22 protein-coding genes and 1 pseudogene are annotated in these 24,943 nt (G+C 41.2%); 11 read left to right on the top strand and 12 right to left on the bottom strand.

All coding sequences use genetic code 11. The features are described from left to right. Positions 1–52: 52 nt before the first annotated feature. Positions 53–859 (bottom strand): cytochrome c biogenesis protein CcsA, encoded by an 807-nt coding sequence (gene ccsA / locus MTF68_RS11210; RefSeq protein ID WP_024031858.1) that lies wholly within the window; start codon positions 857–859, stop codon positions 53–55. A 253-nt stretch (positions 860–1,112) separates the two neighbouring features. Here ccsA and ffh point away from each other — a divergent pair, with 253 nt between their 5' ends. The 6 genes from ffh (at position 1,113) to tyrA (ending at position 6,090) form a co-directional block, all read left to right on the top strand. Then, on the top strand, positions 1,113–2,492 hold the full coding sequence (gene ffh / locus MTF68_RS11205) for a signal recognition particle protein (protein WP_024031859.1): 1,380 nt from the start codon (positions 1,113–1,115) through the stop codon (positions 2,490–2,492). Between the two features lie 250 nt (positions 2,493–2,742). Beyond that, positions 2,743–2,991 carry a 30S ribosomal protein S16 gene (gene rpsP, locus MTF68_RS11200; RefSeq protein ID WP_004587327.1) on the top strand — a complete coding sequence of 83 codons (249 nt, stop codon included), beginning with the start codon at positions 2,743–2,745 and terminating at the stop codon, positions 2,989–2,991. Positions 2,992–3,008: 17 nt separating this feature from the next. Then, entirely contained in the window at positions 3,009–3,545 is a 537-nt protein-coding gene (gene rimM, locus MTF68_RS11195; RefSeq protein ID WP_004587326.1) for a ribosome maturation factor RimM, read from the top strand. Next, positions 3,545–4,312 (top strand): tRNA (guanosine(37)-N1)-methyltransferase TrmD, encoded by a 768-nt coding sequence (gene trmD, locus MTF68_RS11190; protein WP_004587325.1) that lies wholly within the window; start codon positions 3,545–3,547, stop codon positions 4,310–4,312. The genes rimM and trmD overlap by 1 nt, the downstream gene beginning before the upstream one ends. Before the next feature lie 33 nt (positions 4,313–4,345). Then, positions 4,346–4,705: a 50S ribosomal protein L19 gene (gene rplS / locus MTF68_RS11185; protein ID WP_004587324.1), complete on the top strand. Its 360-nt coding sequence runs from the start codon at positions 4,346–4,348 to the stop codon at positions 4,703–4,705. 251 nt (positions 4,706–4,956) lie between these two features. Further along, positions 4,957–6,090: a bifunctional chorismate mutase/prephenate dehydrogenase gene (tyrA, locus tag MTF68_RS11180; protein ID WP_029773468.1), complete on the top strand. Its 1,134-nt coding sequence runs from the start codon at positions 4,957–4,959 to the stop codon at positions 6,088–6,090. A gap of 104 nt (positions 6,091–6,194) precedes the next feature. Here the strand turns inward: tyrA and MTF68_RS11175 are convergent, their stop codons facing one another. Continuing rightward, positions 6,195–7,352: a chorismate mutase gene (locus MTF68_RS11175; protein WP_054982179.1), complete on the bottom strand. Its 1,158-nt coding sequence runs from the start codon at positions 7,350–7,352 to the stop codon at positions 6,195–6,197. A gap of 358 nt (positions 7,353–7,710) precedes the next feature. On the opposite strand from MTF68_RS11175, the gene MTF68_RS11170 reads away from it, so the two are divergent. Beyond that, positions 7,711–10,725, top strand: coding sequence for an EAL domain-containing protein (locus tag MTF68_RS11170; RefSeq protein WP_248462526.1), 3,015 nt, complete (start codon positions 7,711–7,713; stop codon positions 10,723–10,725). Between the two features lie 12 nt (positions 10,726–10,737). On the opposite strand, the gene MTF68_RS11165 is transcribed toward MTF68_RS11170, so the two are convergent. Next, on the bottom strand, positions 10,738–11,067 hold the full coding sequence (locus MTF68_RS11165; protein ID WP_029773471.1) for a translation initiation factor SUI1: 330 nt from the start codon (positions 11,065–11,067) through the stop codon (positions 10,738–10,740). A gap of 129 nt (positions 11,068–11,196) precedes the next feature. Here MTF68_RS11165 and MTF68_RS11160 point away from each other — a divergent pair, with 129 nt between their 5' ends. The 4 genes and pseudogenes from MTF68_RS11160 (at position 11,197) to MTF68_RS11145 (ending at position 15,137) form a co-directional block, all read left to right on the top strand. After that, entirely contained in the window at positions 11,197–11,502 is a 306-nt protein-coding gene (locus MTF68_RS11160; RefSeq protein ID WP_004587319.1) for an STAS domain-containing protein, read from the top strand. Further along, a complete protein-coding gene (locus tag MTF68_RS11155) occupies positions 11,502–13,151 on the top strand; it encodes a fused response regulator/phosphatase (protein ID WP_029773472.1) in 1,650 nt (549 codons plus the stop codon). Before MTF68_RS11160 ends, MTF68_RS11155 begins: the two co-directional genes overlap by 1 nt. A 56-nt stretch (positions 13,152–13,207) precedes the next feature. Continuing rightward, positions 13,208–13,866, top strand: a pseudogene (locus MTF68_RS11150) (GAF domain-containing protein). 80 nt (positions 13,867–13,946) lie between these two features. Beyond that, complete coding sequence (locus MTF68_RS11145; RefSeq protein WP_248462525.1) at positions 13,947–15,137, top strand: amino acid aminotransferase; 1,191 nt, start codon at positions 13,947–13,949, stop codon at positions 15,135–15,137. Positions 15,138–15,410: 273 nt separating this feature from the next. Here the strand turns inward: MTF68_RS11145 and MTF68_RS11140 are convergent, their stop codons facing one another. The 9 genes from MTF68_RS11140 to MTF68_RS11100 all read right to left on the bottom strand — a co-directional run bounded on the left by MTF68_RS11140 (position 15,411) and on the right by MTF68_RS11100 (position 24,678). Then, on the bottom strand, positions 15,411–16,256 hold the full coding sequence (locus MTF68_RS11140; RefSeq protein WP_248462524.1) for a Tim44-like domain-containing protein: 846 nt from the start codon (positions 16,254–16,256) through the stop codon (positions 15,411–15,413). A gap of 160 nt (positions 16,257–16,416) precedes the next feature. Then, positions 16,417–17,169 (bottom strand): DUF3379 family protein, encoded by a 753-nt coding sequence (locus MTF68_RS11135; protein WP_248462523.1) that lies wholly within the window; start codon positions 17,167–17,169, stop codon positions 16,417–16,419. Further along, positions 17,169–17,726, bottom strand: a complete 558-nt coding sequence (locus tag MTF68_RS11130; protein ID WP_039972214.1) for a sigma-70 family RNA polymerase sigma factor — start codon at positions 17,724–17,726, stop codon at positions 17,169–17,171. The genes MTF68_RS11135 and MTF68_RS11130 overlap by 1 nt, the downstream gene beginning before the upstream one ends. Before the next feature lie 63 nt (positions 17,727–17,789). Continuing rightward, positions 17,790–19,454 carry a BatD family protein gene (locus MTF68_RS11125; protein ID WP_248462522.1) on the bottom strand — a complete coding sequence of 555 codons (1,665 nt, stop codon included), beginning with the start codon at positions 19,452–19,454 and terminating at the stop codon, positions 17,790–17,792. Continuing rightward, on the bottom strand, positions 19,448–21,358 hold the full coding sequence (locus tag MTF68_RS11120) for a VWA domain-containing protein (protein ID WP_248462521.1): 1,911 nt from the start codon (positions 21,356–21,358) through the stop codon (positions 19,448–19,450). The genes MTF68_RS11125 and MTF68_RS11120 overlap by 7 nt, the downstream gene beginning before the upstream one ends. After that, positions 21,358–22,344 (bottom strand): VWA domain-containing protein, encoded by a 987-nt coding sequence (locus MTF68_RS11115; protein WP_248462519.1) that lies wholly within the window; start codon positions 22,342–22,344, stop codon positions 21,358–21,360. Before MTF68_RS11115 ends, MTF68_RS11120 begins: the two co-directional genes overlap by 1 nt. Then, positions 22,337–22,771 (bottom strand): DUF4381 domain-containing protein, encoded by a 435-nt coding sequence (locus MTF68_RS11110; protein WP_029773479.1) that lies wholly within the window; start codon positions 22,769–22,771, stop codon positions 22,337–22,339. The genes MTF68_RS11115 and MTF68_RS11110 overlap by 8 nt, the downstream gene beginning before the upstream one ends. Positions 22,772–22,773: 2 nt before the next feature. Beyond that, complete coding sequence (locus tag MTF68_RS11105; protein WP_004587308.1) at positions 22,774–23,718, bottom strand: DUF58 domain-containing protein; 945 nt, start codon at positions 23,716–23,718, stop codon at positions 22,774–22,776. A gap of 3 nt (positions 23,719–23,721) precedes the next feature. Next, complete coding sequence (locus MTF68_RS11100) at positions 23,722–24,678, bottom strand: MoxR family ATPase (protein ID WP_248462517.1); 957 nt, start codon at positions 24,676–24,678, stop codon at positions 23,722–23,724. Positions 24,679–24,943: the final 265 nt, after the last annotated feature.

The raw sequence follows: 24,943 nt of genomic DNA, 5'->3' as shown, positions 1-24,943 counted from the left end.
CTTTTTTTATAAACCAATGCGTATTAAGCTAGAGTGAGCTGACAGAGTCAAGTTAAAACTTATTTAACACCACTTCTTGTATAAAACGGCTGCCAAAATAAGCAAGTGTGAGGATAAATGCAGCGACCATGATGGTAATAACCACAGGTTTACCACGCCAGCCTTTTTTCATGTGCCCAAGCGCAACAGTGACAAAAATAACCCATGCGACAAGCGATAAAATGGTTTTATGGATAAATTCTTTTGCAAACATCCCATCTAAAAACACAAACCCTGTTAATAAGGCAAAGGTAAGTAACACTGTACCTAAGTTTAATAGTTGATAGAGCTGACGTTCTACCACCATTAATGGTGGCAAATGGCTATGCACAATTGCTAAATCTTTACGTTTTAAGCGTTTATCAATAAAGTAAAACTGCACGCCGTATAAAGTGGCAATAATTAACACGCAATATGCTAACAGTGATAGCGATATATGTGTAATAAGGCCTATTTCAATATTAAAGCTTTGTAATAAAATATGGTGCGGTATAAACAAACTCGCAATGGTGAGTAGGGCTGCAAAGCCATAGACAACCGGTAACAGTAATGTAGCAGGGAACTTTAACGACACCGCAGTAACCGACACCACAATAACCCAGCAGGTCAGCAGTGCAACATTAACAATACTTAAATCTTGCCCGTCGGAGCGAAACACCGAATTAACCAACAGCAGCATGTGCGCTAGTATAGCCACGGTACTTAAAATAACCGTTACCTTTTGGCTAGGACCTTGTTGATGAAACAGGCGTGTTAACACGTGAGACGTTGCTAACACATAAAATAAACTGGCAATAATAGTTAAACTAATAATCAGCATTGTGCTTGGGCCACTTATAATTAGAGTCAAATAATTCTTGTTGTTATAAGCACATTGTATTTTATAGCAAAGCAATTGCATAGACCTAAAAAAAGAAACTCAATAAGCTGTGCTTCAATACTGTATTGTGCGCCATCATTTACGGTATACTGTTTTTAATTGAAATTTAATACTATTGCTCCCATCTAATAAGTAAAATGCAAATAAGCGTGAGCTTATTGGGTCAATATAAACGTCTTATCGGAACCGTTACATGTTTGAGAACCTCCAAGAACGATTAGGTAAAACCTTAAAAAATATTAGTGGCCGCGGCCGTTTAACAGAAGACAACATTAAAGATACGTTACGTGAAGTACGTATGGCGTTTTTAGAAGCTGACGTTGCGTTGCCTGTTGTTCGCGAGTTTGTAAAGCAAGTTAAAGAACGTGCCGTAGGTGTTGAAGTAACTAAAAGCTTAAGCCCTGGCCAAGTATTTATAAAAATAGTGCGCGAAGAGCTTGAAAAAGCGATGGGTGAAGCCAACGAAGAGCTTAGCCTAAATGCACAGCCGCCAGCCGTTGTTATGATGGCTGGTTTACAAGGTGCGGGTAAAACAACCAGTGTTGGTAAGCTTGCTAAGTTTTTAAAAGAGCGTAAGAAAAAGTCAGTGCTAGTTGTTAGTGCCGATGTATACCGTCCGGCGGCTATTAAACAGCTTGAAACACTTGCCAGCGAAGTTGACGTGGATTTTTTCCCAAGTGATATTTCGCAAAAGCCAGTAGATATCGCCACCGCAGCTATTTCTCATGCTAAAAAGAAATTTATAGACGTTGTTTTAGTCGATACCGCCGGCCGTTTGCACGTAGATAACGAAATGATGGGCGAAATAAAAGACCTTCATAAAGCAATCAACCCAATCGAAACATTATTTGTGGTTGATGCAATGACGGGTCAAGATGCGGCGAATACCGCTAAAGCATTTGATGAAGCGCTACCTTTAACCGGTGTTATTTTAACTAAAACAGATGGTGATGCACGCGGTGGTGCTGCTTTATCTATTCGTCATATTACCGGCAAGCCAATTAAATTTATGGGTGTGGGTGAGCGTACAGATGCACTAGAGCCGTTCCATCCCGATCGTATCGCATCGCGTATTTTAGGCATGGGGGATGTACTTTCATTAATCGAAGAAGTCGAAATGAAAGTCGATAAGGAAAAAGCAGCTAAGGTCGCCGAAAAAGTATTTAAAGGCAACGGCTTTACCCTTGATGATTTTGCAGAGCAATTAAAGCAAATGAAAAATATGGGTGGCATGATGTCGATGCTAGATAAGCTGCCTGGTATGCAAAACTTACCCGATGCTGTAAAAGGCCAAATGGGTGACAAAACCTTCATTCAAATGGAAGCAATCATCAGCTCTATGACCAAACAAGAGCGTGCGCGTCCTGAGATTATTAAAGGCTCTCGTAAAAAACGTATAGCCGCAGGCTCTGGTACACAGGTACAAGAGATAAATAAACTGCTAAAACAGTTTACGCAAATGCAAAAAATGATGAAAAAAATGAAAGGTAAAGGCGGCATGCAAAAAATGATGCGCGGCATGAAAGGCATGTTACCACCTGGAATGATGGGTGGCGGTGGCCCTAAATTTTAATGTAGCGCTTAAATAGCCGCTATATAATGTATAACAAAAGGGCTAATTGGCCCTTTTTTGTTGAATAAATTATGCGCGTGGTGCATGATAATCTATTAATTGTGGCTCAGATCACAGTTTAACCTACTAAAGTGGCTTTTTGCTTCACTTCTTACTTGCATTGTTGCTAAAAACTCGTACAATTCCCCAGCTCCCCATACTGGGGAGTAAATCTTATTAATGAAAACAGTCAATCTATTTAGAGGACGGTATGGTAACTATTCGTTTGCAACGTGGTGGCGCTAAAAAACGCCCTTTCTATCAAATTGTGGTTGCGGATAGCCGTTTCTCGCGTGACGGTCGCTTCATCGAGAAAATTGGTTTCTTTAACCCAATTGCTTCAGGTCAAGAAGAAAAACTTCGTTTAGATTTACCTCGTGTTGATCACTGGGTAGGTCAGGGCGCAGGTCTTTCTGATCGTGTAGCTAAGTTAGTTAAAGACGCTCGTAAAGCGGCTTAATAGGCGTAAGTGTAACCATGAGTCAAGAGAACACCTCATCAATTATTGTCGTAGGAAAGCTCGGTGCCCCATATGGTATAAAGGGCTGGCTTAAGGTACATTCATTTACTGATGATCCCCAAGGGATCTTCGATTTCAGCCCGTGGTTGATAGGGCAACAAGGTAAATGGCAGACCTTAGAAGTGGTCGACTGGCGTCGCCACAACAAAGGCTTTATCGCTAAAATTGCGCAAGTAAACGACAGAGACGAAGCAATGGCTTATACCCATGCAGAAATATCTGTTGATTCAGCGCAATTACCAGAACTCCCGCAAGGCGAGTTTTATTGGCGAGATCTCATTGGCATGTCGGTTGTAACTGATAAAGGTTATAATTTAGGCACTGTTGATGACCTGATGGAGACAGGATCGAATGACGTACTGGTTGTTAAGGCAAACAGTAAAGATGCATTTGGTCAAGCTGAGCGTTTGATTCCTTTTTTAACTGATTCAGTAATTAAAGAAGTTAAATACGAAGCGAGAGAAATTACCGTAGACTGGGATCCTGGGTTTTAATGACTCAAACTAGTTCATTATGGGTAGGGGTGATAAGCCTTTTCCCAGACATGTTTGATGCTATTACACACCAAGGTGTCACTGGTCGCGCAGTGAAAAATGGCTTAATTGACTTTAACTGTTGGAATCCACGTGACTATGCTTTAGATAAGCACAGAACCGTAGATGACCGCCCTTACGGGGGCGGCCCAGGTATGTTAATGATGGTTGAACCATTAAAACAAGCCATTCTTGACGCTAAAAAAGCGGCAGGTGATGGCGCAAAAGTAATTTATATGTCCCCGCAAGGGCGCAAATTAGATCAGCAAGGGGCTAGCGAACTCGCAAACTCTGAAAAGCTGATTTTGATTGCCGGTCGCTATGAAGGTATAGACGAGAGAATAATAGAGTCATACGTTGACGAAGAATGGTCAATTGGTGATTTTATTTTGAGTGGTGGTGAATTACCTGCCATGACATTAATTGATGCAGTAGCGCGATTAGTGCCAGGCGTGTTAGGTCATAACCAGTCAGCAGAGCAAGACTCATTTTCGGATGGCTTGCTAGATTGTCCTCACTATACACGGCCAGAAACACTGGACGACAAACAGGTGCCTGCTGTACTACTCAGTGGAAACCACCAAGAGATTGCAAAATGGCGGCTTAAGCAGTCATTAGGCAGAACTTGGCTACGACGTCCTGACTTGTTGCATAACCTAGCTCTGACTGAGGAGCAAGCGGTATTACTCGCACAATTTCAGCAAGAGTACCAAAAAGCTTGTGGCTAGAAGACAGTTACACCTAGGAAAGTGAGAAACATAATGGCAAAAGTAAACCAAAATATTATTAAAGCGCTTGAAGAAGAGCAGCTTAAAACAGACGTACCAGCATTCGGCGCTGGTGATACAGTAGTTGTACAGGTACGTGTAAAAGAAGGTAACAAAGAGCGTCTACAGGCCTTTGAAGGTGTTGTAATCGCTAAGCGTAATCGTGGTCTTCACTCAGCATTCACAGTTCGTAAAATTTCGAGCGGTGAAGGTGTTGAGCGTGTATTCCAAACGCACAGCCCTCTTATTGATAGCGTAACAGTTAAGCGTCGCGGTGCGGTTCGTCGTGCTAAGCTTTACTACCTACGTGAGCGTTCTGGTAAATCTGCACGTATTAGAGAAAAACTTAACTAATACGCGCTGTTTATCAACGCAAAGAAAACGGGTTGCAGCCTCACGGTTGCAACCCGTTTTGGTTTCTAAGCATTAAATAACATACTACCTCTTCACAAAAGCATCCCTCTGTATTAAGTAATCTTCACTCGCGTTGCTACATTAGCCTTTTAACCCATACTTGATCCTGTTAGTATTTAACGTATTGATTAGTTTACTTAAATGTAAATATATATTTACGAAATGAGTTGTTTATAGGTGGAATGAGAAACGTGGCTGAATTAAGTGATTTATCACAATTACGAGATGGCATTGATGAATGCGATGCGCAATTAGTTGCTTTACTTGCAAAGCGAAATGCAATAACCCAAAAAATTGGTGCTATTAAGCAGCAAAATGGCGCCCCCCTGCATGCCCCTGAAAGAGAAGCTGCTTTGCTCGCTGCTCGTCGTGATGAAGCGATTAAACAAGGAGTCAGCCCTGAACTTGTTGAAGACATATTAAGGCGCATGATGCGCGAAGCCTATCAAAACCAACAAGCTAAACTTGCCTGTGCAGCTCCTGATTTATCACCTATTGTAATTGTAGGTGGGCAAGGGGCAATGGGCCAGTTATTTGCTCAGCAGTTTATTCGTTCAGGTTATGAAGTTAAGATTTTAGATAAAGATCAGCAAAACGATGCTAAAGCCATTTTAGCTGGCGCAAAATTAGTGATGATCAGTGTGCCTATCAATGCACTTGAGGCCGTTGTTGCTAAGCTACCTAAACTTGATGATGACTGTTTGCTTGTTGATATTACCTCAGTTAAGCAATCACCCATTAAGGCATTAAAGGCGGCGCACTCTGGGCCCGTTGTTGGCCTGCACCCTATGTTTGGCCCTGATATTTCTCACTGGGTTAAACAAACTGTTGTTGTTTGTGAAGGCCGAGCGCATGATGCTGCGAAAGGCTTACTACAGCAGTTGCAAGTATGGGGTTGCCAACTTGTTGAGCTAGATGCTAAAAAGCATGATGAAGCAATGCAAATAATACAAGTAATGCGCCACTTAACGACCTTTGTTTATGGGCAGTTTTTAGCAAAGCAAAGCCATACGCTTGAGGAACTAAGAAGCTGCTCGTCTCCTATTTATCAGTTAGAGCTGATGATGGTAGGGCGCTTATTTGCGCAATCTCCTGAGCTATACTCTGATATAATGTTGGCCCAGTTTGATAATGTTGAGAGTTTATTAGCGCAGTATCAAGAGACCTTTGCACAAACTCTTGAAAAGCTAAAAGCGGGAGATAAAGGCGCACTCATCGATGCATTTGCTGATGCTAAAGCGTATTTTTCAGACTCTACCGCGCACTTTTTGACGCAAAGCCGTAGCCTGCTAAATAAAGCAAATGACGCCAAGGTATTAGATTAAAAGGGTTAAAAATGTGTAGTTACTTAAGCTATACGTTGAAAGCATTTTAAATGAGCGATTAAAAAAGGGCCTACTTAGGCCCTTTTTAGTATTTGCGTGTTAGGTTAGGTATTAACACTCACAGCTTGTAAAGACTCACTTTGATAACAGCCTAAAACGCGCACATATTGAGTATGCTCTTTTAGCTCCTCTAAGGCATGTTGTACTTGGCTATCGGCAAGGTTTGCTTCTAAGTCCACATAAAACACTTCTTCCCACGGGTTACCCGGTACAGGACGAGACTCTAGTTTAACTAAGTTTATTTGATGTTGCTTAAACACCATTAACGCATCAGCCAATGAACCTGCTTGTTGTTTAGTAGCCATTATAAGGCTGGTTTTAGTCGGTATTTGTTTAGATACTTGCAGAGGTTTGCGCGCCACAACGATAAAGCGGCTGTGGTTTTCACTTTGATTCGCAAGGTTTGATTTAATCACTTCAAGGCCAACGTTTTTACCTGCCTGCGCTGAGCCAATAGCCGCACTATTTGGCGTATTTAAAGCTGACTGTAGAGCACTTGAGGTTGAATCACAGGTTTCATGTTGTAAATCACCGAGGCCTTGTAAAAAGCGACTACATTGAGCAAATGGCTGAGGATGAGCATAAATTTTGGTTAATTGGCTTAATTCAGTATCTGGGGTAGCAAGTAAGCAGTGCTCTACACTGTGTGTAACTTCACCTACAATTGATACTTGAGCATGTTGTAATAAATCAAATACTTCGTTAATACTGCCCGAGCTGGTGTTTTCTATAGGCAGCAAACCAAAATCTGCTTGGCCATTTTCTACTTTGCCCGTAATTTCATCAAACGAGGTACAGCCAATTTCGACTAACTTACCAGGGCGGCGGCTAAAGTATTTATGACATGCTAGTTGACTGTACGAGCCTTGCCCGCCTAAGTAAGTAACGCGATGTGTTTCGCTTAATGCATCGGGGTTTAAGTTTTTTTGCAGCATGGCTTGCTGATGCAGCACAGAGTCTTCCAAAATGGTTTGAAAAACGTTATTTACATAATACGCATCTAGACCAAGCGACTTGCCATAACCAATCAGCTTTTCGAGTAAGGCTAGTTCGCGCGCTTCATCACGAATCGGTTTGTTATTCGCAATTTTATACTCAACAACACCATGGCTAATACGGCGGCGCTTAGCTAATAACACCAATAGATCGGAGTCTATTTCGTTAATATCGTGTCTGAGCGCGTTTAAAACATCGTTGGTCATTTTGGTTTCCTCATTCCAAAAATAAGTTGCTTAGTGCAACTAAAACAAAAAAGCCTCCCAAGTGGGAGGCTTTGCTATTCGATTGATTTTATCTCACAAACAGTTCAGCCTCTTTTATATAAAGAAGCTAAAAAAAGAAAAAAAAGTGCAAGATAAGATAATTTTCATGCTGTTAATGTATGAGGTGTTACTAGCAAAGTCAACAAGCAAGCCAGTTTAAATAGACATAATGAATAATTATCAGCTCCTAGCTAACATTTAGATAAAATTTACAAATAGTTTATAAATATGAATAGGGATCTGGTATATTTCAGGTATTAGCTAAAAATAACAACAACTAAAATAGTAAGGTTGGCCTGTGGTGTATAGACGCCCTCCATCGCGTTTTGGACTAAATTCTTTAAGTGTAAAGCTGTCGTTGCTTATATCTGCAATTTGTTTAATTGCCGGTGTGTGCGCTGCCGCGCTGATGCTTAAATCTGAAGAAAAACAATTAGTTTTCGAAGAGCATGAAGTACTTAAAAGCTCCACCGAATTACTTATCAGGCAATTTGACGCACTAATCAAAACAAAATCAGCCGTTGCCAAACAGGCTAATAATGTTGTGTCAGAGCAGCTATTTAGTGATAGTTCAGCAATCAATTTATCTAACAAAACCCAGTTACAATTTAATAGCGACGGCACTATACGCAGTGCATCGAGCGACGGCCTTTCAGCCGCATTTCTTCCTCAGCAGCATTATTCTCCTTTTTATAAGCGTTTATTTAATAACTCAGAGTCGTTATGGAAAGTCATTTCACCAACCTTAATTCACGACTTTTTTAATTTTTATATGATCACCAAAGACGATTTCATCCGTGTCTCGCCTCCCAATTGGGCGTTAAACGCACCGGCTGAACTCAGAGGCTCTAATGGTGCAACATTTAAGTATGTACAAAGTGATTTAAACCCCAGCAGAGAACCCGTTTGGTCTAAGGTTTATTACGATAAAGTGTGGCATAAATGGGTTATTAGTTTGCTTGTCCCTTTGTATGTTGAAAATGAATTTTTAGGGGTGACCGGCAGCGATATAGATTTAAACACGCTGATTTCATTTTTACCTGTGGGCGATAAAGAAAAACATTTACTGGTATTTGATAAAAAAGGCCAACTGCTTGCTCACCCGAGTCTCAACCCCGCGCTACAAGCAAGTTATGGCAGCAAAGATAAAACAATAACAACAAACGAATTCGTTAATCCGCAATTGCAAGCCATTATAAATGAAGCAATTACCATGAAATTACCAGAGTATGCTAATTCGTTTGTACAAAACGATGAAGCACACATTATTAATATTCGTAAAATTGATAAATTAGACTGGTATATTGGGGTTTATAAAAAACGCTCATCAACGCTCTCTGCTCTGCAAGATTTAAAACTGAAGTTTTTTGGCTTGTTTGTGCTTTATGCGGTCTTGGTTGCCTTATTGTTACACCAAGCGCTGTATCAGCTAGTGCTTCGCAGAATTCACACATTAGTACATGCAGTTACTGGATTTGGTAAAGGGCAATTACTAACCGAATTCCCGCCAGAGAACAAAGACGAAATAGGCACGCTAAACGGCTCATTTAGAGATATGACCGTAGAAATTCGTAAGCTTATAGATGGGTTAAACCAGCGAATTACAGAAAAAGAAATTGCCGAGAAAGCCGCTAATAGGCTCTCTAAAGCCGTTGCCTTCTCAGGAACCGGCGTGGTGATCACCGATGAAAACTTTGTTATAGAATACGTTAATCCCAAAATGCTTGAGATGACAGGCTACCCAGAGAGCCACTTTAACCGCGCGCCGCTGTTGAATATTATCGCATCTGAGATGGCCATTTTGGTTGAAGATATCAATATCGACCTTCGCAGTAGAAACTACTGGCGTGGTGATACCTTGATTCAGGGCAATGATAAACAGCCTATTTGGGTATCGTTAAGTGTTTCTCCTATTCGCGAAGATGGCGGTGAGATCACCAGTTATGTAGCCTCCGCACAAGATATTTCGTTTGTTAAAGAAAGCCAGCGCAAAATGGAGCAGCTTGCGTACTTTGACACGTTAACGGGCTTAGCAAACCGAACATTTTTTAGAATGCAGCTGCGTAAATCAATGGCTTTGGCTGAGCGCGGCCATTATGCGTTTGCACTTTTTTACTTTGATTTAGATGAATTTAAGCGCATTAACGATACGTTAGGCCACGATGCAGGCGATCAGTTACTAATTGAAGTTGCTAACCGCCTTAAAGCACGCTTACGCGCCGAAGATACAATTGCCCGCCTAGGGGGCGACGAATTTGCTGTATTACTCAGTGGTATTGAAAGCCAAGAGCATGCCAGTGATGTCGCAAATACTATTCAAAAAACACTTAATGTGCCTATAAAGCTTGGCAATAACGAAGTAATAGTCAGCGCTAGTATTGGTATTACAATGGCCCCTTACGATAGCCTAGAAGAAGATCAGCTTTTAAAACATGCTGATTTAGCAATGTATGAGGCAAAAGCCAAAGGGCGTAATACTTACCACTTTTATAGCCAAGAGCTTAACGCGGCTGCCAATGAAAGGCTGTTCATTGAAAACGAATTACGCCATGCGATTAAAGAAAAACAGTTTGAGGTTTATTATCAGCCGCAAATAAACTCTTTAACTCAGCACGTTGTAGGCTATGAAGCGCTACTACGCTGGTTCCACCCAGTAGAAGGGCTTATATCGCCGACCAAGTTTATTCCTATTGCTGAGGCAACAGGACTTATTGTTGAACTCGGTGAGTGGGTACTACAGCAATCGTGCGAGTTTGCCGTGCGTTTAGCGCAAGATGGACGAGATAACAACGTATCTATTAATTTATCGGCACGTCAGTTTAAAGACGCTAATTTAGTGCCCATGCTCAGCAGTATTATTAAACAAACAGGGGTAAGTGCTAAGCGGTTACACTTGGAGCTTACCGAAAGTATGCTAATGGGCAATGTTGAAGCTGCCATTACGCAGTTACACGAACTAAAAGCACTGGGTATTTCAATATCGATTGATGACTTTGGTACTGGCTATTCGTCGCTAAGTTACTTAAAACGATTCCCGGTCGACATATTAAAAATTGACCGCTCGTTTGTAAAAGATATCCCTGCTGATTCTAATGACATGGAAATTACCGCCGCTATTATAGCCATGGCGCAAAAGCTTAAATTAGACGTAGTTGCAGAAGGGGTTGAAACGATTGAACAAGTAGAGTTTTTGCAAAATAATAATTGTTATATTGTGCAAGGGTTTTATTACAGCAAACCGATTGCTGAGAGCGAACTGCCAGCGTTATACAAAAAATTAAACGATGCGCCTAACATTGCTAGTAGCAAATAAAAGGTTGCGGGTTTAGCCACCCGCAATTTTTACTTTAAATTTAAGGGTTTCTAAAATCCCTTTTAATTTTTCGCGATCATCGCCTTGAACTTCAATAATACCTTCTTTTACCGCGCCACCTTGGCCCATTTTACTTTTTATGGTTTTAGCTAGCTTTTTTAGCTCGTGCGCTTTTGGATCTATACCCACAACCAACATCACACCTTTACCTTTTCGGCCCTTAGTTTGGCGCTCTATGCGGATAAAGCCATCTTTAAATAGTTTTGCGGTGGGTTCTTGCTCAACCTTTGGCTGGCTAATTCGGCCCATATCGGTTGAATATACTAAGCGGTTATCACTCATAATTTACCTAAATAAACGTTTTTATTGATGTATTAAATAATAACAAATTTGCTGGCGAGTGTTTTTATTTTTGCTAAATACTTTTAACAGGTTATATTTAGGTCAAAGGAAATATTATTGGAGTTTATAATGAGTTTAACAAAGAGTTTATCGGTTGATGAAAGTACTTTAACGATACAAATTAAAGGCAAATTTGACTTTAATTTAGTGCAATCATTTCGCCAAGCCTATGCCCAAATTGAGCCTAAAACAAATAAAGTGATTATCGATTTAAGAGAGACCGACTACATGGATAGCTCTGCTCTTGGTATGTTGCTTAACATGAAAAAAACCATTGAAAGCCAGGTACAAACAATAGAGATCAGTAATTGTCAGCCTCAGCTTAAAAAAATACTGCAAATATCACGTTTTGATAAGAAGTTTGATATTAACTAATGACCCACGTACTTATTGTTGACGATCAGGCGCTTAATCGCATCCTGCTCGAAAAAATGCTGCTCGAAGAAAACTATAAAATATCAATTGCGTTTAACGGCCTAGAAGCACTCGAGGTGTTAGAAAAAGAAGCGATTGATATTGTTCTACTCGATGTACTTATGCCGGTAATGGATGGCTTTGAAGCAGCAAAGCTGATTAAGCAGCGATACAACGACGTTTATCTACCCATTATTTTTATTACTTCACTTGAAGATCAAAGCAGCTTTGAGCGTTGTTTAGAAGTAGGCGGGGATGACTTTATTCAGAAGCCGTTTGAAAAAGTAATTTTAAACGCAAAAATTAAAGCGCACAGCCGTACACGCGAATTAAGTAAAAAAGCCCATCAACAAAACACCTTACTTGAGTATCATCGCAATCAAATAGAGCGCGAGCACGAAATAATTGAGCACATTTTTAATAACTCGCTCGAAAACCAAGATAAGTTTAAAGACCATTTAGACTTTAGCCTTTCTCCTGCTTCTATGTTTAACGGTGACATGTTTTTAGTCGCGCAAAGCCCAATAGGCAATTTATATTGCATGTTGGGTGATTTTACCGGGCATGGGTTAGCGGCCGCGATTGGAGCATTACCTGCATCACGGGTGTTTTACACTATGGTGCAAAAAGGCATGGCTGTTAACGATATCGCCTCTGAGATCAATATATTACTGCATAATTTACTGCCAGAGCACATGTTCTGCGCGGCGACTATTATTGAGCTCAGTGCCTCGGGCAAAAGTATTTCAGCATGGCTTGGTGGCTTACCAGATGCGTACTTAATAAATACCGATGGTGAAGTAAAGCAAACGCTTGAGTCGCAACACATGGCACTGGGGATTTTAGACCGCGATGAATTTGAATATGAGCTAATTAATTTAGAAGTTGATAAAAACACCCGCTTGGTGCTTTCAACCGATGGCATAATAGAAACTAACAACGACGCCGATATTTTTTATGGTGAGCAGCGCTTTTTAGCAGCACTTAAAAGCAAGCCGATGATCAGCAGTCAGCGTGTTATAGATAATGTAAATACCTTTGCCAATGGCAGTGAGCAATTGGACGACTTAAGCTTAGTGCTGCTTAATTGTTTGCCGCTAACCCCAGAGCCTGAGGCCAAAGAGGCGTATTCTAATTTGGCATTTAACTTTTCACTTAGCTTGAACGCGCAGCAAATTAAATGCACAGACCCTGTGTATGATGTTGTTAATGTATTAAGCAGTGTTGAGGGGCTTAGGTCGCATCGCTCAAATATATTTTTATTGCTTTCTGAGGCGTATAACAATGCACTTGATCATGGTGTGTTAGGCCTTGATTCAGACATAAAAAAACAAGACGATGGCTTTTTTAAATACTATGAATTAAGAGAGCAAGCACTGAGTAAAATGAAAGAGGCGATGATTATTATTGATATGCGTTATTGCCCAGATACCTTGTGCTTATACTTTATTATTTGTGACTCGGGTAGGGGGTTCTCAAGTGACTCTTCTACACGTACCGAACTCAACGCAGAGTTTGGTCGTGGCTTATCGTTACTCGAAGAAGTGGCAGAAAAAGTCACGTATAACGCAAGTGGTAACCAAGTCGAAATGTGTTACAAGTTGCTATAGCTCAGAAAAAATTTCCATGTTATTATCTAAAAAATTTTAGATGTATGGATGGCCAAATGATTTCTTCTTACCTTGATATTGCGCAATTAAATATAGACCCACAATTAATTGCCAAAGAGCTAGAGCAGCTAGAACAGTATATTGCTGCAAGCGCGCTACCGTCTGTACGTTGGGAATATCAAATTCCTGAACTCGGTGAAGGCGGTGCGTGTAGTTTGTTTGGTTATTTACAAGATGAGCCATTTAAACTTACTGATCACGTGAGCGCGACTTCACAAAACGAGCAAAAACTAGCAAACCTACAAAATATAGTAAATTACATAGAGCAGCAAACACAGGTCGATTGGTATGGTATTTATCAAGCGGTTGACACTGCTCAGGGTCCGCAATTATTAAAGCTGGCGTATCAAGGTGCGCCAAGCCGTCCACTGTTTCCTCTTACTGAAGCATTTGCAGCAGGCAGCAATAATGTACAAGTTGCATTGTCTAAGCGCGGGCGTGTAATTAACAACGTAGAAAACTATTTAGCACAAGGTGGCGAGTATTATACGTGCGACCCTAAAGTGAAAGCTGAAACCTGTTTACCCTTATTTAATGAGCAACATGAATGCGTCGGTATTATAGATGCAGAGGCATTTAGTAACGACTTTTTGATAGCCGTACACTGGCTGTATTAGTTGCGTGCTGCATTAAAATTCCTCACTTTCTAGTGTAAATATCACTAGCCAAGAAGGTAAGCTTTTATGTTAAGCTTACTACAACAGCCAACCCCTAATTAATGATAAGAGATAGCTAATGTTCTCAGAATTAAAACCATTACCAACAGATCCTATTCTTGGCCTTATGGCAGCCTATAAACAAGATACAAACCCTAACAAGATTGATTTAGGTGTAGGTGTCTATAAAGATGAGCAAGGCAACACACCGGTATTAAAAGCGGTAAAAAAAGCTGAAGCATTTCGTTTAGAAAACGAAACAAGCAAATCTTACATTGGTTTAGCGGGTAACTTAGACTACTGTCAAAAAATGGAAAACCTATTACTAGGTGAGCACCAAGCTCTTTTAGCAAACCGCGTACGTACTGCACAAGCACCAGGTGGTACAGGTGCACTTCGCGTTGCGGCTGAATTTGTTAAGCGTTGCAATAAAGAGGCAACAGTGTGGGTAACTACGCCAACATGGGCAAACCACATTAGCTTGTTTGAAGCTGCGGGCTTAAACGTTAAAGAATACCCGTACTACGATTACGAAAACAAAGATCTATTGTTCGACGACATGATAAACACCCTTAAGCAAGTACCAAAAGGGGATATTGTGCTACTTCATGCATGTTGTCATAACCCAAGTGGTATGGACTTAAACGAGACACAGTGGAACACAGTTGCTCAGCTTGCAAAAGAAGTTGGCTTTACACCACTTATTGATATTGCTTACCAAGGCTTTGGCTCGTCACTTGAAGAAGATGCACGTGGACTGCGCATTTTAGCTGATGCAGTAGAAGAGCTAATTATTTGTTCATCATGTTCTAAAAACTTTGGTTTATACCGTGAGCGTATTGGTGCGTGTTCAATTATTGCAAAAGACACTGCAACCGCTGATATTTCAAATTCAGTGCTATTAAGCGTTGTTCGTAGTATTTACTCAATGCCTCCAGCGCATGGTGCTGACATTGTAAACACTATTTTAAGCAGCACAGAGCTTACACAAATGTGGCACAGTGAGCTTGATGAAATGCGTAATCGTATTAATGGTTTACGTAGCTTAATTAAAGAAAGCTTAGCAGCAAAAGAGATAGAGCAAGACTTTTCGTTTATTGAACGTCAACACGGTATGTTTTCTTTCTTAGGTATTAATAAAGAGCAAATTGCGCGCCTACAAAAAGAATACGGTATTTACATTGTTGGTTCTAGCCGCGTAAATGTAGCGGGTATTAGTGATACTAACATTGAGTATTTCGCAAACGCCGTTGCTGAAGTTTGTAAATAATACTACTACATAACAGTAATAAAAAACCGCCCAGCCTAAAGTTTAGGCTGGGCGGTTTTTTTAGCTGTTATTTATACCAATTAGCCAGCGTTTGCCACCAATACCAATCCGCAATAATACTTAATCATTTTACGGGGCTAAACGTGTCGCTACCTGCGTAAAAAAACTCTAAATTAAAACACCTAAATAGCGAATTTTTTTGCCGAGCTCTCAACACGTTTATCCACCCTTATAGTAGATCACTTAATTAAGCGAATTGGTATAACTACAGAACTATTCGCTATCGATTAAGTCTTCTACGCCTACAATCAGCCACGGTGCATCTGAGGCGGTAGCACGCTCAAGGTGCCAAATCTCTAAAATAGGCTCTTCTTTTTTATCGTCTAAGTCGCGGTATTTGCCTTTAAATTGCACACTTACTTGCCACGAATTTGCTGTTGTTTCAGCGCGCACAAGCTCGGCATTAATAAACATCACCTCAGTCGCTACCCGTTCAATCGCTTCGCGCTCAGTTTTAAACTCTTGAGCTAACGATGGGCTTAAATACTCAGCCATCGTGGCGTAATCTGCATTATTCCACGCAGTTTGCATAGTGTGATAGTGGCTACGCGCGCCTTGTAAAAAGCCATTTACGTCAAAATTAGGGGGTAAATTGAAAGGTACTTGCTCAGTGTGTGCGCTTTGCTGGGTAAAACCACTGCTGGTAGGTTGCTCTGGGGCTGCTTGCTTAAAAGCAGAGTGCCCCGTAGCGTGAGTACCGGCTAATTGCGGGGAGTTGCGAGCGCGCATAAACCCCGTAATAAGTTTAAACAAAATAAAGGCAACGCCTGCTAATAAAATAATTTCTAATAGCTGCATGCCCTCAAAGTTATCTCCTAGCATAGCGGCAATTAAACCGCCGGCTAACAATCCGCCTAATACGCCGGCCATAATGCCTTTTTTACTGCTTTTTGTCTTAGCTGCAGGTGCTGTGGTATCGGCTTTTTGCTTTTGTGTGGTTTGTTGTGTTGCTGGGGTTGTACCGCGTTTACTACTACCAAACTTTTTGCGTGCGTGTGCATCAAAACTTGCTGTACACAGTAGTGCAAGTAATGAAAATATAACGATGATGTTCTTCATGTAATTCCCTAAGTTAAACTGAGCGGTGAGTATAATTAACTTTTCAGTAAAAATTAATAATTACATTTAAAATCAATTGTTTTGGATGAAAAATGAGCGCTGAATAGGCACAAAAAAACCGCTCAGTGTTACTCAGCGGTTTTTAGTCGTTAAGCGCTAGTTACAGCCAGCGAATGGCATTGGTAACCCGTTCGTTGTACACATTAATTGGCGCGCCGGAATTAGCCACTAAAATAGTATCGGCTTTGTCGCCTCGATTAATATGACCAGCAAAGCGCGCATCATGAAAATCATCTTCGCCAAACCCAAACGACTTATTCTCAGAAGGAACAATAAAGACCGTCATGGGGCCAAAATCCGACTCAAAAATTAAGTGCAGACCTTTTTCACCTTTAAAGTCGCAAAACATCGCATAAGTAATTTTACCTGGCAGCTCTTCTATATGAGCGCCTAGTAGTGCAAGCTTATCGTTAACGCTTTGTAGGCTAATAGCATTGGTTTTTTTTAGGGCGGTAATCTCATGGTAAACATGGGTTAAAGCATGTTCGCCTGCTTCATGAGCAATGTGTTGCTCTGTGCTAAAAAAGAATGCGCCAATAGCTACAAAAAAAGACGCGGCTAGGGCTAAGTGAACACGGTCAAACTTAAAACGTGAGCGTGCATCTACAACGTTATCCCCAGTTGCTTGCTCTTCTTGCATTGCTTTTTCTTTTAACGAGGTGTTTAAAAGAATACGCTCAGCAAGGTTGTCAGGCACAGGCACATCTAACGCATCTTGAATTTGTTTATCAAAGTCTTTCATATCGCTTATAAAGTTTTGTCGCTCAGAGCTCTCTTTAGCAAACTCTAAAAGCTCCTTATCTAAATCGTTTGGCTGCGCAATAGTGCGTCGACGAAACTCAAGTTCATCCATTATTTTGATGCCCCTTTAAGTTGTTCATCATCACGGCTTAAAGCCTCTTTAAGTTGGTTTCTGGCACGGTACAAACGAGTCATAACCGTGTTTTTATTTAAATCGAGAATCTCTGCTATTTCTTCACCAGAGCACCCCATAACAACTTGCAGAAGTAAGGGTTCTCTGTATTCATCAGATAGCAGCGCAATTTGGCGTTGGATAACCGTTTGCTCCATTTCATCATCTAACGAATGGCTGGTTTCATCGACAAGTGTATCGTTTTCCACATCGCTGTAGTCAAACTGCTTGCGCTCAAAGCGACGTGCATTTTCTCTGCGCAAAATAGTCAGCAGCCACGGCTTGGCGGCTTTTTGATCCAATAATGAGTCAAGCGAGCGCCAAGCACGTAAAAACGTTTCTTGTACTAGGTCATCTGCAATATGTGGGTCACGGCATAACCAATAAGCAAAGCGATAAAGCTCCTTATTATATACATGGACCAAGGCTTCATAGCGCTTTTGTTTCTCTGCCATATCAACTAAGACCTGATTATTTGATTTTTTCTTTCCAAGCATAAGTACTTTTTTAATTAAAATTTATTATTTAATGCATGAAAAGACCTAAATTTATCAAACTAGTTAATAAAGGTCTTTTAATACAGCTTGTTGCGACTTTGTACGTTGAACTTGGTGCTGCTCAATTATGTTAATAATAGCATTAAGATCGACATCCGCACTGCTATTTGCATAAAGAGCTGACTGTAAACGGTTAACCTGAGTCGCCAGTTCATCATTATTGATGTTGTGTATTAACGTATCTATCGCAGTCACTTTTTTGCCCGTTAGCTTAATCGCTACCGCATTTAGTTCGCTATAAAATGCATTGAGATTATTTGATTTAGCTGCATTTTTAAGCGAGTTTAATGAAAGTGGCTGGGCTTTATTTACAGATACACTGTTATTTTTTAGCTCATTATTAGTAGAACGGCTTAACCAATAAAAAATTGCAGTGATTATCCAAAAAATATACCCAAGCACAGCAACAATAATTAACCAAAGCGGAATAACACTTTGTGGCGCGGCTATTGCTGTATTGGGCTGCTGTGTATTACTTACTTTATTAGCAGGCAAAGTTGGCTCACCTGTATTAAGGTTGTCGTTTGCAATAGCACCTGGGTTTATAGCATTGGCGCTTGGTGTTACCGTTATAGTGCGCTCAGGCAATGTAGCGTAGCTAATGCGGTTCATTTTGGTGTTATACCAAGGCAGTGTTATTTCTGGGAGGGTATAAGTGCCTGCTTTTTGTGGTAATAACGCAAATGACGCTGTTTGCTGAGATACAACCCGTCCGTTTCTTACGGCATTGTTTGTTTCTACATCATCGGGGTAACTGCGAATTCCCGCAATGGTTTTCATATCAATTTCAGGCAGTTGCTCTTTAGTAACCCCTAATGCGGTTAAGGTAATAGTGCGTGTAATAGGCGTGCCAACTTCTACTGTATTTTCATCAGGCTGCCACTGCTCATCAATATTAACTAACTCACTGGGTAGCCATGCGCCTTTATAGTTTGCCGGGATAGGTTTTATCTCAAGTTGCTGATCATCCCCTAAAGCCGACACCTCTAATTGGCGGTAATTTTGCTGTACACGGCCTTGAAACGTAGGGCCAACAATGGTGTATACACCACTTTTTTGCGGTTGTAGTAAGTATTCTCGGGTGATCACTAAATAACGTTTACCATCTACAAGCTCATAGCTTTCGGTTTGTTTACCTAATTGAGTAAGCTGTGCATCTTGCATACTGGGCGTACTTAGGCTGCCATCAAGCAGCTCTTTTGCTAGGTAGAGTTTAATCGTATATACGCCAGCTTCTTGAACAAACAACGAGTCACTTGAGAGCGATGTTTTTAAAAAAATATCGTTATTTTTATCAGCATCGGCAGCGCGTTTTGCCACTTTTAATTTTATTGGCTGCGAGCTTAAACCGGCCACGTTAAAAGCCGGAATGGTGTATTCACCTTCATTACGGGTCATTAACTTAACAGACCAGGTTGTTTGCTTGTTAATGCTGCCATTTATAATGTTGGTGCGCGTACTTAAACTTGTTGGCCCAACTACAAAGTCTTTAAGTAACACCGAGGTGTCGGGTTGCTCGCTTTTTATTGTGTCGTCAACTGAAATGTTAAGCATAAAAAATTCGCCAGCAAGGACTGGGTTTTTATCTACACTTGCCTCTAATTTGGTGGCGGCCCATGATGGCATCGCACTTAATAGCAATAAACAGCAAAATAATCGCATTACCATGATTTTTCTACTCCTGTAGGGCGACGTTGATATTGTCTTTTTTGGGCTTCTAATTGCATTTTATTCCGTAATAAAATTGCCGGATCGTCCGGTACTTTTCTTAATAACTGGTTAAGCTGCTGGGCTTTTTCTTTCTCTTCGTTGGTGAGCTCACGCGTTTGTGCTTGCGCGGCTTGTTGTTGAGCGTTTTGCTTTTGCTCATCTGTTAACGTTTGCTGCTGCGCTGTTTGCGGCTGAGTATTTTCAGCTTGTTCTTCGTTTGTTTGCTCAGGCTGTTTTTGCTCTTGGTTAGTTTGCGGCTGAGTTTGTAGTTCTGGCTCATTTTGTTTATCTGATTGTGAACCCGACTCAGCACTTTGTTGGTCTTGCTCAGTGTCAGACTCATCACTTGGCTCACCTTGCTGATCTTGTGATTGCTCGCCTTGACTTTGCTCTGATTGAGAATCGCTATTTTCACCTTGTTGGCTTTGATCTGATTGCTGATTGTTTTGTTGCTCACTTTGATCAGATTGTTGCTGATTATCTTGCGAATCACCCTCTTGCTGTTGCTGCTGTTGCTGCTGTTGCTCGAGCAACTGCTCAACCAAAGCTTGGTTATCAGCGGCTTCGCTAAAGTTAGGTTGTAGCGTTTGTGCTTGTTTGTAAGCATCTATGGCTTGTTCTAGCTGTCCTGATTTGGCAAGCGCGTTGGCATAGTTATAAAAACCAGTGGCTGATTTATCTTTACTAAAGGCTTCTAGTGCGGCATCAAAATTACCTTGTTGGTACAATGCAGACCCTTTTAAGCTGCTTGAGTCGGCATTGACGGCCCGTTCAAAATCTTTATTTTTATAAGCATCAAGCGCTTGCTGATCAGTGTTTTTTAAAAAAGAGGGGAGCTCTAATGCACTTGCCTGTTGGGTTGGCAAAACGCTGAGTACTAAAAAGGCACCTACAAATGCTGCACTTCTAAATAAATAAAGGCCTAAGGGCAGTAAAATAAGTAACCCATATATACCTGCGTCTATGCGCCACAGGGCATGGCTTTGTTTTTCATCTTTTAATAACTCACTATTGGCACTTGGTGCAAAAGTGGCTATGTCACTGCTGCTTGGTTGGTAAAGGGCAAACTTTCCACCACTGCGCGTCGCTAGGCTTTTTAAGCGGCTTATGTTAATGGTGGGGATGACTATTTGACCGTAGCTGTCTTTTAAAAAACCGCCTTCAGGTAATTTAATTGGTGCGCCTTGCTCTGTGCCTACGCCATAAATATTTAGCCGATAAGAAGAATTACTGGTAAAGCTAGTAATATCGCTTTGCTCTTCTTGGTCTATGCCATCGGTGACTAATATTATATCGCCATCAATATAGCCTGCTTGCGTTAAAAGCTCTTTTGCCATATCAAGGCCAGCTAAAACATTAGAGCCTTTGTCGGGCATAATGTTGGGGCTTAAACTCGGAATTAAATTAGTAAGCGTAGTGGCATCATTTGTAAGTGGCGAAATAGTAAATGCACTGCCGGCATAGGCAACTAAAGCGGTGTCGCCTTCTTTAAATAGCTCAATCATATCGAGTGCTTTAAAGCGTGATTGCATTAAACGATTTGGTGCTATATCGGTACTGTACATTGAGTACGACATATCCATTACAATCACACGGGCACTTTTACTTTGAAATACAGGGACCTGTTTTTCTTCAAAACTAGGGCCTGCACTAAAAATAATAGCTAAACAGCAAAATACAGCGACCAGCCAAAGTGGTTGGCTGGCTTTAGTGTTTGACTCGTTCATAATAAACGGCGCCAAATGAGGGGCAATTAGGTTATCTGCGCTTTGTTTTTTATGCTTAATAAAGGCTATAAAAAACAACGCAAGTGCAGGTATTAAAAGCCACAAAACAGCGGGACGAATAAATGTAAAGTCCATTAGTTAGGCTCCTTTAATGCACGTAAGGTGCTTAACATTACTTTTAAACTAATGAGTAAAATAGCAATAAGTAGTGGGTAGTAAAACAATGAGCTTTGCGGGCGAAATGTTTGCTCATCTGCGCTAATTGGCTCTAACTTATCAAGCTCTGCGTAAATTTGCTGAAGGCCAGCTACATCTTTGGCTCTAAAATATAACCCACCGGTTTGTTCGGCAATGTCTTTTAACAAGCTTTCATCTAAGCTGCCTCCACTCATACCACCCATATTAAATAGGCTAAATCCACGGGGGTTATCTGAGCCAACACCTATGGTATATACTTTTATGCCTTCCTCGCGGGCAAGGAGTAGGGCATCTTCAGGTTTTAAATTACCTGCGGTGTTTTGGCCATCGGTTAATAGCACCACAATACGGTTACTTTTATCTTTGTTGGCAAAACGCTTTACTGATAAACCTAGCGCATCGCCAATAGCAGTGGCACGTCCAACTAAGCCTATTTGAGACTCACTGAGCATTTTACTTACGGTTTTAACATCGCGAGTCAGTGGCGTTTGTAAAAATGCGGTGTCGCCAAATAATATTAGGCCTAACCTGTCGCCTTGGCGCTGCTCTATAAAGTCACTCAATACCGCTTTTACCATAGTGAGGCGATCAACATATTGGCCGTTGTAAGCCATGTCTTGTTCGGTCATTGAGCCAGATAAATCGACCGCAAGCATTATATCGCGCCCTTCGTTTGGTAATGAAATAGGGTCGTCTAACCATGTCGGGTTGGCTGCAGCAGTGACCAGTAATAGCCAAAGTAGCCATTCAAAAATAGTTAGTTTACGTGCGCTTTTTTCAAGGCTTTGGCTGGCTAAATTATGTTTGGCAAAGCTTGGAATACGTAACCGGGTATGGGCGTTACTGGCAGTAGGTTTTAATAATAAAAGTAATAAGGGCAGAGGTAGTAATAAAAACAACCATGGCCAGCTAAATTCAAACATGTACTGGCTCCTTTAGTTTAAATTGCTTTATGCCTTGGCGTAATTTTTCGTTAAGCGCGTCATTGGTTTGCTGCGCATTATACAGGCTTAAAAGCTCATGCTCGGTAAAGCTTAAACCGGTTAAGGTATTAAGTGTGTTACACCAGTTAGCTGTTGATTGCGTTGCTAGGCGTTTATCGTAATACTCTATTACTAGGCGCTTTAAAATAATATGAAGTGTTTGCGCGCTTTGCTCGTTGTGGCTTAAATCGATTGCGTAGCGCTTAGGCTTTTTAAATTTATAATTTTTGTAAAACCAAAAAGCAGCTGCACACAGTGCTATAAACAACAGGGTAATAATAACCCACCAAGCAGGGGCGAGTGGCCACCAACTAACTTGGCTTGGCGCTATTATATCGTGCAGGCCATCGAGTGGATTGGTTTGCATGGTTATTTTCTCACTAATTGCAGCTCAAGCGGGCTGGCTGCATTGAATGATATTAAGTTAAGACCCGATTTAGTTAAGCGATTTAGACGTGTGCTAAATGCTTGCTCGGCGTTTTTTGCAAAGCGTTCTCTAAAGCTTTTATCCATAAGCGGTAGCGCAAAATCTTGGCCGTTGGCATTAACCGTGACAGCGTTTTTAAACGCGGGGAGCGTATGTTCAAACGGATCACTTATATGACAGCCTATCAGCTCACAGTGGCGGCTTAGTATTTCTAATTGTTTAAAGCTTGCATCATCTAAGGCATTAAAGTCAGAGACTAAATACACTAAGCTGCCAGGTTTAGCTAAGTGGTTAAGGCGTTTTAAATTATCGCTAAAGTTGTTGGTTGCTTGTTTATCTATATTGTTAAGTGCTTGCTGGTGGCTGTCGCATAGATTATGACACAGCTTTAATACCGCTTTTTCGCGGGCGCTGGGCTTTAGTTCTAAATGCGAGTGTTGATTAAACACAATACCGCCAATTCTATCTCCGCGTTGACACGCCGACCACGCAACTAGCGCGCTAATGTGCGCAGCCTGTACCGACTTAAGCAGCAGCTTTGAGCCAAATAGCATAGAGTTTGAAAAATCAGTAAATACAAAAACAGGGCGCTCTTTTTCTTCTTGAAAAAGCTTTGTATGGGTTTCGCCGGTACGCGCTGTTACTCGCCAGTCAATAGAGCGAATGTCATCACCTTGCTGGTAATGACGCACTTCGGCAAACTCCATGCCTCGGCCTTTATGGGGCGCAAGGTATTGCCCAGTTAAACTGTTTTTAATTTTAACCTTAGGTGCCAGCTCTAATAACTGTGCTTTAGCTTTGTAATACAGCAGTTCTTTTAGCGCTAAATTTACACCGTGGCTGTGGCTTTCTTTTAGCCACGCCTTTGAGTCTAATTGTGTTTGCATAACTTAGGGTACGGCTACAAGTTCAACAATGCGGCTTATAACCTGATCTTTAGTAATGCCATCAGCCTGTGCTTCGTAGCTTAAAATAATACGATGGCGCAGTACATTATGTACAACGGCTTGAATGTCATCGGGTGCTACAAAGTCGCGGCCATGTAACCAAGCGTGGGCACGGGCACATTTATCAAGTGCAATGGTGGCACGCGGACTTGCGCCAAACTCAATCCAACGGCCAAGTTGATCATCAAACTTAGCCCCTTCACGAGTGGCAATAATAAGCTGTACTAAATATTGCTCAAGCGGCTCGGCTAAATACAAGCCTAAAATAGCTTGGCGAGCGGCAAATAAATCGCTTTGGGTAATTTGTTGCATAACCGCTTGTTGTTCATTAAGTGCTTCACCACGGGTTAACCGCAGTATGTCTAGCTCGTGCTCTGCACCTGGGTAATCAATGCTTAAATGTAATAAAAAGCGGTCTAATTGTGCCTCTGGCAGCGGGTAAGTCCCTTCTTGCTCCAGCGGGTTTTGGGTCGCCATTACCATAAACAAATCGCTTAGCGGGTAGGTATTTTTGCCTACCGTTACTTGGCGCTCTGCCATGGCTTCTAGTAGTGCTGATTGTACTTTTGCTGGGGCACGGTTTATTTCATCGGCTAAAATAAGGTTATGAAATAAAGGGCCTTTCTCAAACACAAACTCGCTGGTTTGTTGGCGGTAAATATCGGTGCCGGTTACATCGGCAGGTAATAAGTCGGGCGTAAACTGTACGCGCTGGAACGAGCCTTCAATACCTTTAGCAAGGGCGTTAACAGCACGGGTTTTTGCAAGCCCTGGCGGGCCTTCTACTAATAAATGGCCATCAGCTAAAATGGCAATAAGGAGTGCTTGAGTAAGCTCTGGCTGGCCAATAATTTGTGTATCTAAGTACGTTTTTAATTGTTTGAATGCGTTAGCTGCCATAATAAATAGACTTCCTCGTCAGCTGGGTTTGTACCTAATTTATTTTAGGTGATTAATACTGACCTAGTTATAAGGTTTATAAGTGAGTAACTCAAGAGTTAGACTGTATTTTTAAAAATAGTTCGTTATTTTTTAACGGTTTTTAGCGTACCACAAAACTTTGTAAAAACGCGTAAAAAAGCCTATTGTGGTAGTCAATATTAAGCACTATGTATATATCTACCTTTAGTGCTTTTGTATAAATTTGTGTTTATCTATTGGCTTT

Source organism: Pseudoalteromonas sp. 2CM37A (genome assembly GCF_023161885.1).
Taxonomy (GTDB): domain Bacteria; phylum Pseudomonadota; class Gammaproteobacteria; order Enterobacterales; family Alteromonadaceae; genus Pseudoalteromonas; species Pseudoalteromonas atlantica.
The sequence above is the reverse complement of the archived record's forward strand: the minus strand, read 5'-3'. Positions and strand labels throughout refer to the sequence as shown.